We start from the raw sequence: 12,081 nt of genomic DNA, 5'->3' as shown, positions 1-12,081 counted from the left end.
TGGCCATGGCCGAAGACGTCCAACTCGCATCCGTACTCGACTCCGTGACGGTGTACTCCGCCGGCGCGCTGTGCCGCAGGACGGCACACCTGGACCGACCGCCGGGCGACCGCCCCGGCGGCCCGTTCCGGGTGGTGCTGACCGGGCTGCCGCTCGCGCTGGACGAGCAGAGCCTGCGCGCCCGGGTGCTGCACGGGCCGCCGGGCCTGCGGGTGCTCGACGTCCGGCGCGCCATCGAGGTGGCGCTGCCCGCGCCCGAGGACCTCACGCCGCTGCGGCACGTCTGCGACCAGGCCGAGGAGGCGCTGGACGCCGCCCGCGCCGCCCGGGCGGCCGTGGCCGCCCAGATCGAGCACATCGCCGCCCTGCGCGCCGTACCGCCGCCGCCGCGCCGGGGCGATCCGCCGCGCCGCGCCCCGGTGCAGGCGCTGCTCGCCCTCGCCGACTTCGTCGACGCCCGGCTCGCCGGACTCGACCAGCGGCTGTTCGCGGCCGAGGACGCCCTCCGCGAGGCCGAGCAGCAGGCGCAGACCGCGCGCCGACGGCTGGGCGAGGCATCCGCCGCGCTCCCCACCGAGCAGGTCAGCAGCACCACCGGCGTGGTGCTCACGCTCCAGCCAGGCCCGACCGGCAGCGGCGCCGAACAGCCGACGTCCACCGGGCCGGGGCCGGGGCCGGGAGCTGGGCCGGGGGAGCCGGTGCCGGGAGCCGGGCCGTGGGCCGGGCTGGAGCTGGAGTACGCCGTCCCCGGCGCCACCTGGACGCCCGCCTACCACCTGCAGCTGACCGGGGTGGACGGCGACGCCCCCGGCGGCACGCTGGCCATGCGCGCCTGCGTCGCCCAGCGCACCGGCGAGGACTGGACCGGCGTCCGCCTCGGCCTGTCCACGGCCGATCTGCGCCGCCGGACCGACCTGCCGGTCCTGTCGTCGCTGCGCCTCGGCCGCAGACAGGCGGTACAGAGCCCGTCGCCCTGGCGGGAGCCGCCGGAGGGGCCGGGCGCGCTCTTCGCCGGGTACGACGCCTTCGTCCGCGCCTCCGCACCGCCCCCGCCGCCGCAGTCGGCGCCCCCGGCCGACGAGGAGTTCCTGCTGGGCGGCTCCCCGGTCACCGTCGCCTCGGCGGACGTGCCGCTCCGCTCCGCCCGCCCGAGCGGTTCGGCGCCGGTCGTGCACCGGGCCGCCATGGAGCGCAAACGCAGCGCGCCCGCGATCGCCTTCGGCGCGGCGTCGCCGCCCGCCGGGTCCGCACCCGCGCCGTCCGCGCGGCCGGCGGTCCCGCCGACCCCGCCCGGGCCGGGCGCGGCCGAGCGCGACCTGGGCCGGCTCACCCTCGCCGGGGCCGGGGAACCCGGCCCGGAGCGGGGCCGACTGCGCCCCGCCGAGAGCGGGGCCACGGCCGCCGCCACGGCCTCGCGTCACCGCGCCGAGTCCGTCACCGGCCTGGACCTGCCCCCTCGCTGCCTCCCGGTCCGGTACTCCGCGGGTTCCTTCGACTACCGCTACGACACCGCCGCCCGGGTGGACGTCCCGGCCGACGGCGCCTGGCACACCGTCCCGGTGCGGGAGTTCCCGGTCGGTCTGGCGATCGAGCACGTCTGCACCCCGTTCGCGGCCGGTACCGACGCCGAGGCCGCCCAGCAGGTCTTCGCCGCCCTCACCCTGCGCAACACCAGCGCCAACGCCCTGCTCGCCGGGGCCGCCGAGGTGACCGTGGACGGGGAGTACCTGCGCTCGGTGTCCCTGCCGACGCTCGCCCCCGGCGAACAGCGCCAGGTCGGCCTCGGCGTCGCCGAGGGCATCCGGATGGCCCGCCGGGTGCTGATGCGGGAGTCCACCGCCGGGCTGCGCGGCGGCACCACCGTCCTGGACCACGCCATCGAGATCGAGCTCGCCAACCGCCTCGGCCGCCCGGTCACCGTCGAGGTGCGCGAACGCGTCCCGGTCAGCGACGACAAGGACGTCCGGATCGAGGACAAACCCGCCTCACCGGCCTGGACGGCCGTGCCGCCGGAGCAGGACGACCGCCACCAGCGCGGCCTGCGGCTGTGGCGGGTCACCCTCGCCCCGCACTCCACCACGGTGCTGACCGGCGGATTCGAGATCCGCATCCCCGCGGCCAAGGCCCTCGCCGACGGCAACCGGAGGTTCTGAACCATGGACGCCACAACGGCCGCCCCCACCGCAGCCCCCACCGAGGGCCCGCTGCCGGTCACCGCGGTGACCCTGCTGGAGGACCGCGCCGAGGTCGAACGCCAGGCGCTGCTCGACCTCGCCCCCGGCATCCACCGGCTCCGGCTCGGCCCGATCACGCCGCTCGCCGTGGACCACTCGCTGCGCGCCGAGTTCGTACCCGCCCCGCCCGCCGACCGCCCCGACACAGCCGACGCTGCCGCTGGTGCCGTCGACGCCGCGCCGACCGTGGTGGACGCCCGCATCGTCCGCCGCTACACGCCCCCGCCGACCGGCGAGCCGGGCCCCGAGGACTCCGCCCTGCAGCACCGGATCCACGAGCTGACCGGCCAGGTCCGCACGGCCGAGGCCGAGGAACGGCGGGCCGCCGGCCGCCTCGGCGTGCTGGAGCAGCTCCTCGGCGAACTGCTCCGCGACGTCGCCGAGACGGCCGGAGCCGACGAGGGCGAGCCCGACCGCTGGTCGGCCGAGCTGGACCGCGCCTACGCGGCGCACACCGGCCAGGCCGAGGCGCTGCGGCAGACCGGCCGCCGGCTGTCCCGGCTGCGCACGGAGCTGTCCCGGGCGGAGGCGGCACGGGAGGCGGCGGAGGAACGGCCGCCGGTCCTGTCCGCCTTCGTCGACCTGGTCGTCCGGGTGCCGGCCGCGTCCCCGGCCGCCCGGCTGCGGCTGCGGCACCTGGTGCCCTGCGCGCTTTGGCGTCCCGCCTACCGTGCCACCCTGGCCGTCGACGGCTCCGCGCTGGAGCTGGAGTGCGAGGCGGTCGTCTGGCAGCGCACCGGCGAGGACTGGCCGCAGGTCGGGCTCGCCCTGTCCACTGCCCGTTCGGCCCAGGCCGCCGAGCCGCCCGCCTTCGTCGAGGACGCGCTGAGCCTGGTGGACCGCACGCCCGAGGAGCGCCGCACTGTCGAGGTGGACATCCGCGAGGTCGAGATCCAGTCGGTGGGCCCGGCCGAGGGGGCCGAACCGGCCTTCTCTCCGGCCATGTCCCCGGACGCCGGGCCCGGGCCGCTGGCCCTGCCCGGGGTGGACGACGGCGGCGAGACCCGGCTGCTGGCCGCGCCGACGCCGGTCTCGGTGGCCGGCGACGGCCGTCCGCACCGGGTGCGGCTGACCGCCGCGACGCTCCCGGCCCGGACCGAGTACCTGTCCGCCCCGGAGCTCTCCCCGCTGGTCACGCTGGTGGCGCGGTTCCGCAACGGCACCGGGCAGCCGCTGCTGTCCGGCCCGGTGGACCTGGTCCGGGGCAGCGGCTTCGTCGGCCGCGGCGATCTGCGCTTCACCGCGCCCGGCGCCGAGGCGGAGCTGTCCTTCGGCAGCGAGGACAGCTTCCGGGTGACCCGCAGCGTCCAGGAGTCCCGCGACACCTCGGGCCTCAGCGGACGCACCGTCATCGCCCGGACGGTACTGCTGAACGTCTCCCGGTTCGCCCCGCCCGGCGCGCCTCCGGTCACCGTCACCGTCCGCGAGCGCATCCCGGTGTCGGAGATCTCGGCGGTGGAGGTCCGCCTCGCCAAGGAGGGCTGCGAGCCGCCGCCGGAGTCGGCGGACGCCGACGGGCTGCTCCGCTACGAGCTGCGGCTGGCCCCGGACGAGCGCCGGGTGCTGACGCTCGCCTACGAGATAAGCGCCGCCCGCTCGGTGGCGCTCTGACCGGCTGGGCCGGGGGCCGGGCCCGGGCGCGCCGGGCCCGGTGCGCTCAGCCCGCGGAGCCCGACAGGGCCAGCTGCACCAGCCGGACCACCACCAGGACGGTCGCCGCCAGCAGGTAGGACCGCAGCACCGCCATGCCGATCCGGTGGCCGGTGGCGAACACCGGCCGGGTCAGCGTCTCCACCGGCGGCATCCGCCAGTCGTCCCGGCCGGTGCGGTCGATCGGCTCGACCGCCCGTCCGCGCTGCCGCCACAGCCGGAACCCGGCCAGCAGCAGGCCCGCCACCCCGGAGGCGCCCAGGATGTCGAAGATCGCACCGGCGGTGATGTCCGGGAAGACCACCGAGGCGGTCAGGATCAGCGACAGCGCCACCAGCACGCCCACGACCAGCGCGGTGAACGCGTTGGTGCGCGGCCCGTTGGCCCACGGGCCCAGGACCTCGCGGTCGTTGCACAGCATCAGCAGGTAGACCGAGGCGGACGGCAGCAGCACCCCGGCCAGCGCCTGCACGCCCATGGTGAGCAGGCCCAGCGGCGACCCCGGGATCAGCACGATCACGGCCGCCACCAGCACCAGACCGGCGTACACGGCGTAGAAGCCCTTGGCGCCCTCGACGCCCCGGTGCAGCGAGTGCTTGATGCCGAAGACGTCGCCGATGGCGTAGGCGGTGGAGAGCGAGACGGCGAAGGCGCCGATGATCGAGGCGTCCAGCAGGGCGATGGCGAACAGCACCCCGGCGACCCTGCCCGCGTGGGCGGCGATGCCGTGGGCCAGCCCGGCGGCGTCGGTGAAGTGGCCGAAGGCGCTGGTACCGGCGAAGGCCGCGGTCGAGATCCCCATGACCGCCGCCGCACCGACGACCACGATGACGATCCCGAGCCACAGATCGGCCTTCTCGTACGCCATGAAGCGCGGCGTGATCCGCTTGTCGATGACGTACGACTGCTGGAAGAACAGCTGCCAGGGCGCCACGGTGGTGCCCACGATGCCGATGACCAGCAGCATCACGGTGGCCAACTGCCCGCTGCCGCCGGGCAGGTCGGGCGTCACGAAGGAGCGGGCCATCTGCGAGGAGGCGGGGTGGATCAGGAAGTACAGCGGCACCAGCAGCAGCGAGCCGACGCACAGCGCCATGGCGATCCGCTCGAACCGCTTGAAGGAGCCGGTGAACGCGGAGGCGATGATGATGGCCGCCGCGAGCAGCACCGCCGGGATCTTGGGCAGCCCCAGGTAGCCGGTGGCCAGGGTGATCCCGATGAACTCGGTGACCAGCGTCAGCGCATTGAGCAGCAGCAGATCGATGACCGAGAACGCGCCCCAGAACTTGCCGAAGCGGCTGAAGATCAGCCGGGCGTGGCCGACGCCGGTGACCGCGCCCAGTCGCAGCACCATCTCCTGGTTGACGTAGAGCACCGGGACGAGCAGCAGCAGCGTCCACATGAGGTGCGTGCCGTAGTTCTGCCCGGCCTGGCCGTAGGTGGCGAAGGCGCCGGCGTCGTTGTCGCCGACCATGACGATCAGGCCGGGGCCGACGATCGCCAGCAGCGTCCGCAGCTTGGCGGACATGCCGGTCGGCGCGTGGTCGTCGAGCCGGATGGTGCCGAAGGCGCCGTGGATGTCGCCGAGGTGCGCCTCGTCGAGCACGGCGGAGCGGGTTGCGGCGGCGGGCAGCGCCGTGGGCGGTGCAGTGGTGAGAGTGGTCTCGGTCATGACAAGCCTCCCGGCCCCCGAAAGGGGATGGTCGGGACACGAAGCAGCCATCAAAGCCCTGCATGAGGGCAGGGTCGGACAGTCGACGGGGCGCCACGACGCAGTGGTGCCACTCGATGGGTGGTTCGACGTCCGCTGAAGGGTGGTTACCGCGTGCCGGGTGAGAACAGGGACAGGCGGAAGAGGGGCCTATGGTGGCCCGGACTACTGCTGTCGCAGTCCATTGACTTTCGCCTCCTCCCGGCCGGGACGCTGTACGCGTCAGCGGACTCGCAAGGAGCGGACCGGTCCACCGACCACGACAGGCCGGTCCCGGTACACCCCAACTCGTCAGAGCTTTGGCACTCCACGGCGTGATCCCCCGACGGGGGAAGCCACTTGGGATCACCCCTTAGGTCGGGGAGATCTGTCCTGATCCGGAGCGTCTCTCGACGGGTGGGATCAGTGGCCTGTGTCCGTGAAGACGCCTCACCGAACGAGGTGCCAGACACAAAAATAAGAACGGCGTCAGTATAGACCCCGCTGAGGGCGCCCTGTGCCACTTTTCGCGGTTAGGACACGGCCGGGCCGAGTTCGTGAGCGGGCCTTCTGCAGAAACGTACGTCTGCAGAAACGTATCTGTGGGCGCACCCGGTCCGACCCCGCCAGATTCGGACGCGCGTGCTCACCCGCGCGGGCGTCTTCCTCCAGTACCGGTAACTCTCCGTGCCGAACCCCCTACCGGGCCCTAAGCTGTGCCTGCGTGGTCCAGGACCTCGGCCCCGCCTGCAGGGCCACTTCTCAGGCAGGCCAGGTTGGGAGCAGTCACGATGGATGTCGACGTCAACAGCACGGCCACCGGCGAGCGGTGTCGGATCGTCAGCCCCCACGGGGAGCTGGACCTCGCCAACGCCGTCGCCTTCCGCTCCACCCTGGAGGGCGCCGACGCTGCCGACCCCGGCTGGGACGTCCCCCGGGTCATCGTCGACCTCACGGCCGTCACCTTCATGGACGTCAGCCCGCTGCGCGAACTGCGCGCCGCCCAGGCCCGCGCCCACCGCCTCGGCGGCTGGGTCCGCCTGGTCCACGACCAGCCCGGCATCGACCGCCTCCTCCGCGGCACCGGCCTGATCCAAGCCTTCCCCCGCTACGCCACCCACGCCGACGCCCGCACCAACACCCCCGCCCGCAACCGCCCCTGACCCCGGGCGGGGCGGCTGCGGATCACGCGTCGAAGTCGTACTCCAGCACGTAGGAGGCCGCATCCAGGGTCATCTCATTGACCTCCACGGCCTGACCGCCTCCGGTGAACGCGGTGCGGCAGAGCGCGATGACGGGGGTTCCGGCGGCCAGTTCCAGCCGGGCGCCCTCATCCTTCGTGGGCATCCGTGAGCGGATCTCCTCGCGGAAGTGCACGGGCCACGGGCTCCGCACCGACTTCGGCGAGGCGGGCGTACGTGTCGCCGGGGCCGGTGTCGGGCTGGGTGATCCGGGTGCCCGCGACCAGGGCGGCGGGCAGGTACGACGTCGACAGCAGCACCGGCTTGCCGTCGAGCACGAAGCGCCGGCTCCGGATGCAGGCCGGTGCGCCCGGTTCCAGGTCGAGCACCCGGGCGACGTGCTCAGGCGTTCCCCCCTCGGTGACCGAGACCTGGTCGACGACCAGTGTCCGGTCCTCGGTGTCCGCCGACCAGATCGACCGCCCCGACCCCCACTGCTCCCGGGCAAGCCGCTGAATGCCCTGTCGGCGCAGCGGCCGGAACTCGCGGACGAACACCCCGACCCCCTTGCGGGCCTCCGCGATGCCCTCGCTCTGCAGCACTCCGAGCGCCTGGCGTGCCGTCATCCGAGCCACACCGTAGGACGCCACCAGGTCGTTCTCGCCCGGCAGCCGGTTGCCGGCCCGGTACTCCCCGGACGCGACGGCCGCCTTCAACGCCTCGGCGATCCGCTGGTACTTGGGCTGCCTGCGCCGTCGCCGGCCATAGTGCTCCTCCTTCATCTCTAGACGTCCTAGGTCGGACCTCCTGTGGCGGCGAACGACGCAAGGGGCGGCTGGCCCGAGGGCGTAGCTGCGACGCATACGCCGGTGTGCCTGCCCTGCGCCCGGTTGTCGGCCCGGCTCTGCCCGCACCTGCGCGGCGGCTCCGTCGCCGTGCGGGTCAGGGACTACAGGGTCGGGGCGTCTACGGAAGCCTCCACCGGCCGGTCGGCGCCGAGCTCCGGCCCACGGTGGATGCCCTGGTGTCCTCCCGTGACCGCCTGGCACGGTGGATCCTGGCCGCACAGATGGTCAGGATGTTGCGTGGCTGCACCTTCGTGGACCTCGACGCGGACGCACCGCCGGGAGTCGCCGGAGCCGAACGTCACAGATGGGACGCCGGCCATGCGGCGCCCCTGGCATGACGAAGGCCCAGGCTGGCGGGATATCCCGCTGACCTGGGCCTTGGCTGCACTTCTTGCGAAGTGCCCCCGGTAGGATTCGAACCTACGCACCCGCCTCCGGAGGGCGGTGCTCTATCCCCTGAGCTACGGGGGCCTGCCTTGCGACATGCAGAACACTACCAGCCCTGGCCTGCTGCTCGTGCACGGCTTCTTGGTTCGGGGGGTCGCCGGTTCGGGTGGAAGTGGGGAAAGGGCGGACGGGGAGTCACGGTTTCGCCTACCCTCAGTGATGTGTCCGGCGTCTCGGGGCGGGTCCTGGTTGTCGATGACAGCGAGGTGATTCGCCAGCTGATCAGGGTCAACCTGGAACTTGAGGGTTTCGAGGTGGTGACCGCCGCCGACGGCGCGGAGTGTCTGGAGATCGTCGGCGAGGTCCAGCCGGACGTGATCACGCTGGACGTCGTGATGCCGAGGCTGGACGGTCTGCGGACCGCCGCGCGGCTGCGGGCCGATCCTCGGACGCGTCACTATCCGATTGCCATCGTCAGCGCCTGCACCCCGGCGGATCTGGAGCGCGGGGAGTCGGTGGGGGTGGACGGCTACCTGGCCAAGCCGTTCGAGCCGATGGACCTGATCGACCTGGTCCGGCGGCTGGCGCGGCCGTCCGAGCAGCGGCGGAGCGCCGCGGGGTGAGGCTGAGGGCTCAGGGCTGCCGCCGGGCCCGAGGCCGGGCCGGGGCAGAGCCGGGGCAGGCTCGGGGCAGGGGACGCCGGCCCGGGGTTCGCCCTGGGTGAACAGCCGGATGAACAGGCCGGTGGGCAGGGCGTCCGGCGCGCGGCGTCTCAGCAGCCAAGCGGATTCCAAATCGCCCCCCCTTCTCGCCTACCCTTGCACCTGTGACACCCGCAGAGCTTTCCCAGGCAGTCCAGTCCGCCGTTCGCGCCGTCGTGGAGGCGGGCGACCTCACCGTCGCCGTGCCCGAGACGGTGACCGTCGAGCGACCCAAGAACCGGGACCACGGCGACTACGCCACCAACGTGGCCCTCCAACTGGCGAAGGCGGCCGGCAAGCCGCCGCGACAGGTGGCCGAGCTGGTAGCCGCGCGCCTGCGCGAGCTGCCGGGCGTGGCCACGGTCGACATCGCCGGGCCCGGCTTCCTGAACGTCACGCTGGACGCCGCCACCCAGGGCGAGCTGGCCCGCTCCATCGTCGCCGCCGGCGCCGTCTACGGGCACAACGACGCCTTCGCCGGGCAGCGGATCGACCTGGAGTTCGTCTCGGCCAACCCGACCGGCCCGATCCACATCGGCGGGGTCCGCTGGGCCGCCGTCGGCGACTCGCTCGCCCGGATCCTGCGGGCCTCCGGCGCCGACGTCACCAGCGAGTACTACATCAACGACGCCGGGGTGCAGATCTCCAAGTTCGGCGGCTCGCTGCTGGCGTCCGCCAACAAGCGGCCGGTGCCCGAGGACGGCTACGTCGGCGAGTACATCAACGACATCGCTGCCCGGATCGTCGCGGAGAACCCCGGCATCCTGGAGCTGTCCGAGGCCGAGCAGCTGGAGCGGTTCCGCACCGAGGGCCTGCGGCTGATGGTGGCCGAGATCCAGCGCTCCATGGAGGAGTTCGGCGTCCACTTCGACGTCTGGTTCTCGGAGAAGACGCTGCACGACTCCGGCGCGGTCGACAAGGCGATCGACCGGCTGCGCGAGCAGGGCCACGTCTTCGAGCAGGACGGCGCCACCTGGCTGCGGACCACCGACTTCGGCGACGACAAGGACCGGGTCCTGGTCAAGGCCGACGGCGAGAAGACGTACCTGGCGCCGGACGCCGCCTACTACCTGAACAAGCGCGACCGCGGCAACGACATCAACGTCTACATGCTGGGCGCCGACCACCACGGCTACGTCAACCGGCTGAAGGCCGTGGTGGCCTGCGCGGGTGACGATCCCGAGCACAACATCGAGATCCTCATCGGCCAGTTCGTGAAGATGCTGAAGGACGGCCAGGAAGTCCGCATGTCCAAGCGGGCCGGCAACATCATCACCATCGACGACGTCGTCGAGTGGATCGGCGTGGACGCCGCCCGCTACACCCTGTCGCGGTCGTCCACCGACTCCACCATCACCCTCGACATCGACGTGCTCACCAGCACCTCGAACGAGAACCCGGTGTACTACGTCCAGTACGCGCACACGCGTATGGCCGGGGTCGCCCGCAACGCCGCGGACCTGGGCATCGACAAGGGCTCCGCCGAGGACTTCAAACCGGAGCTCCTCAGCACCGAGTGGGAGTCGGACCTGCTGGGCGAGCTGGGCCAGTTCCCGGCCGTCGTCGCCAAGGCCGGCGAGCTGCGCGAACCCCACCACGTGGCGCGCTACTTGGAGAAGCTGGCGGGCAAGTACCACCGCTTCTACGTCGAGTGCCGCATCCTGCCCATGGGTGACGACGAGGTCACCGACCTGAACCGCGCCCGCCTCTGGCTGGCCGAGGCGACCCGCACGGTCATCGCCAACGGCCTGGCCCTGCTGGGCGTCTCGGCCCCCGAACGCATGTGAGCGACGCGAGGGGCGCGAAGGCGGGGGACCGTCCTTCGCGCCCCTCGGCGCTCCCTGCGCCCTAGTGGAGATAGTGGAGATAGTCCTATGAGCCGCTCCGCCCACCCTGCCGGCCCGCGCCACGGGGACGTCATGCCGGAGGGGCACTTCACCGCTCCGCCGGCCGACCTGAACACCCTCGACCCCAAGGTCTGGTCGCGCACCGTCTCCCGCGAGCCGTCCGGCGGCGTCGTCAGCGTCGGCGGCATCGACGTGCTGACCCTCGCCGAGCAGTTCGGCACCCCCGCCTACATCCTGGACGAGCAGGACTTCCGCTTCCGCTGCCGGGCCTGGCGGGACGCGTTCGGCCCGGGCGCCGACGTCTACTACGCGGGCAAGGCGTTCCTCTCCCGGGCGGTCGTCCGCTGGCTGCACGAGGAGGGGCTGAACGTCGACGTGTGCAGCGCCGGTGAGCTGACCGTCGCGCTGTCGGCCGGTATGCCCGCCGACCGGATCGCCCTGCACGGCAACAACAAGTCGACGGCCGAGCTGGGGTACGCGGTCAAGTCCGGCGTCGGGCACATCGTGGTCGACTCCTTCGAGGAGCTGGCCCGGCTCTCCTGGATCGCCGAGCAGCAGGGCGTCCGGCAGAAGGTGCTGATCCGGGTCACCGTCGGCGTCGAGGCCCACACCCACGAGTTCATCGCCACCGCGCACGAGGACCAGAAGTTCGGCCTGTCGCTCTCCGGCGGCCTGGCCGCCGAGGCGGTGCGCCGGGCGCTGACCCTGGACGGCCTGGAGCTGGTCGGCATCCACTCGCACATCGGCTCGCAGATCTTCGACACGGCCGGTTTCGACGTCGCCGCCCGCCGCGTGGTCGGGCTGCTCGCCGAGATCAAGGCCGAGCACGGCGTCGAACTGCCCGAGATCGACCTCGGCGGCGGCCTCGGCATCGCCTACACCAGCGACGACGACCCGCGCGAGCCCGCCGAGATCGCCGCCTCGCTGACCTCGATCGTCCAGCGCGAGTGCGCGGCGGCCGGTCTGACTCCGCCTCGCATCTCGGTCGAGCCCGGCCGCGCCATCGTCGGGCCCACCGCGTTCACCCTGTACGAGGTCGGCACGGTGAAGCCGCTGGAGGGGCTGCGCACCTATGTGAGCGTGGACGGCGGCATGTCCGACAACATCCGCACCGCCCTGTACGACGCCGAGTACAGCGTGGCGCTGGTGTCCCGCCGGTCGGATGCCGAGCCGATGCTGTCGCGGGTGGTGGGCAAGCACTGCGAGTCGGGCGACATCGTCGTCCGGGACGCCTTCCTCCCGGCCGACCTGGCCCCGGGCGACCTGCTGGCGGTCCCGGCCACCGGCGCCTACTGCCGCTCCATGGCCAGCAACTACAACCACGCGCTGCGGCCGCCGGTGGTGGCGGTGTCCGAGGGGGAGGCCCGGGTGATCGTCCGCCGGGAGACGGAGGAGGATCTCCTGCGGCTCGATATCGGCTAGTGAAATTCCCGTCTCAAAGTCTGGAACGGGCGAAGATTTCCCCGCCTTGTCGCCGAGACTAGGGGTGTTGTAGGGCAGAGCAGCACCCAGCACGCACCCATCCCGGAAGCCCCGGAAAGCC

At 73.0% G+C, this 12,081-nt stretch carries 7 protein-coding genes, 1 tRNA gene, 1 pseudogene and 1 riboswitch; of the genes and pseudogenes, 6 read left to right on the top strand and 3 right to left on the bottom strand.

What is annotated here, in order from left to right; all coding sequences use genetic code 11:
* The first annotated feature begins 5 nt into the window (after nucleotides 1-5).
* Entirely contained in the window at nucleotides 6-2,153 is a 2,148-nt protein-coding gene (locus GXW83_RS29200; protein ID WP_182446038.1) for a DUF4139 domain-containing protein, read from the top strand.
* A 3-nt stretch (nucleotides 2,154-2,156) separates the two neighbouring features.
* Nucleotides 2,157-3,845, top strand: a complete 1,689-nt coding sequence (locus GXW83_RS29195; RefSeq protein ID WP_182446037.1) for a DUF4139 domain-containing protein — start codon at nucleotides 2,157-2,159, stop codon at nucleotides 3,843-3,845.
* Nucleotides 3,846-3,891: 46 nt separating this feature from the next.
* Here GXW83_RS29195 and GXW83_RS29190 read toward each other — a convergent pair whose 3' ends face one another.
* Nucleotides 3,892-5,556: an NRAMP family divalent metal transporter gene (locus GXW83_RS29190; protein WP_182446036.1), complete on the bottom strand. Its 1,665-nt coding sequence runs from the start codon at nucleotides 5,554-5,556 to the stop codon at nucleotides 3,892-3,894.
* Nucleotides 5,557-5,870: 314 nt separating this feature from the next.
* Nucleotides 5,871-6,043, bottom strand: a riboswitch (M-box (ykoK) riboswitch).
* A gap of 322 nt (nucleotides 6,044-6,365) precedes the next feature.
* Between GXW83_RS29190 and GXW83_RS29185 the strand changes: the two genes are divergently transcribed.
* Nucleotides 6,366-6,737: an STAS domain-containing protein gene (locus GXW83_RS29185; RefSeq protein ID WP_182446035.1), complete on the top strand. Its 372-nt coding sequence runs from the start codon at nucleotides 6,366-6,368 to the stop codon at nucleotides 6,735-6,737.
* Nucleotides 6,738-6,759: 22 nt separating this feature from the next.
* Here the strand turns inward: GXW83_RS29185 and GXW83_RS29180 are convergent.
* A pseudogene (locus tag GXW83_RS29180) lies at nucleotides 6,760-7,537 on the bottom strand (GntR family transcriptional regulator).
* Nucleotides 7,538-8,002: 465 nt separating this feature from the next.
* Nucleotides 8,003-8,074, bottom strand: a tRNA-Arg gene (locus GXW83_RS29175).
* A 137-nt stretch (nucleotides 8,075-8,211) separates the two neighbouring features.
* Between GXW83_RS29175 and GXW83_RS29170 the strand changes: the two genes are divergently transcribed.
* From GXW83_RS29170 to lysA, 3 genes are all read left to right on the top strand, one after another.
* On the top strand, nucleotides 8,212-8,613 hold the full coding sequence (locus tag GXW83_RS29170) for a PleD family two-component system response regulator (protein WP_182446034.1): 402 nt from the start codon (nucleotides 8,212-8,214) through the stop codon (nucleotides 8,611-8,613).
* Nucleotides 8,614-8,816: 203 nt separating this feature from the next.
* Nucleotides 8,817-10,478, top strand: a complete 1,662-nt coding sequence (argS, locus tag GXW83_RS29165; protein WP_182446033.1) for an arginine--tRNA ligase — start codon at nucleotides 8,817-8,819, stop codon at nucleotides 10,476-10,478.
* Nucleotides 10,479-10,565: 87 nt separating this feature from the next.
* A complete protein-coding gene (gene lysA, locus GXW83_RS29160) occupies nucleotides 10,566-11,960 on the top strand; it encodes a diaminopimelate decarboxylase (protein WP_182446032.1) in 1,395 nt (464 codons plus the stop codon).
* Nucleotides 11,961-12,081 lie beyond the last annotated feature (121 nt).

The organism is Streptacidiphilus sp. PB12-B1b (assembly GCF_014084125.1).
Lineage (GTDB): Bacteria > Actinomycetota > Actinomycetes > Streptomycetales > Streptomycetaceae > Streptacidiphilus.
The sequence above is the reverse complement of the archived record's forward strand: the minus strand, read 5'-3'. Positions and strand labels throughout refer to the sequence as shown.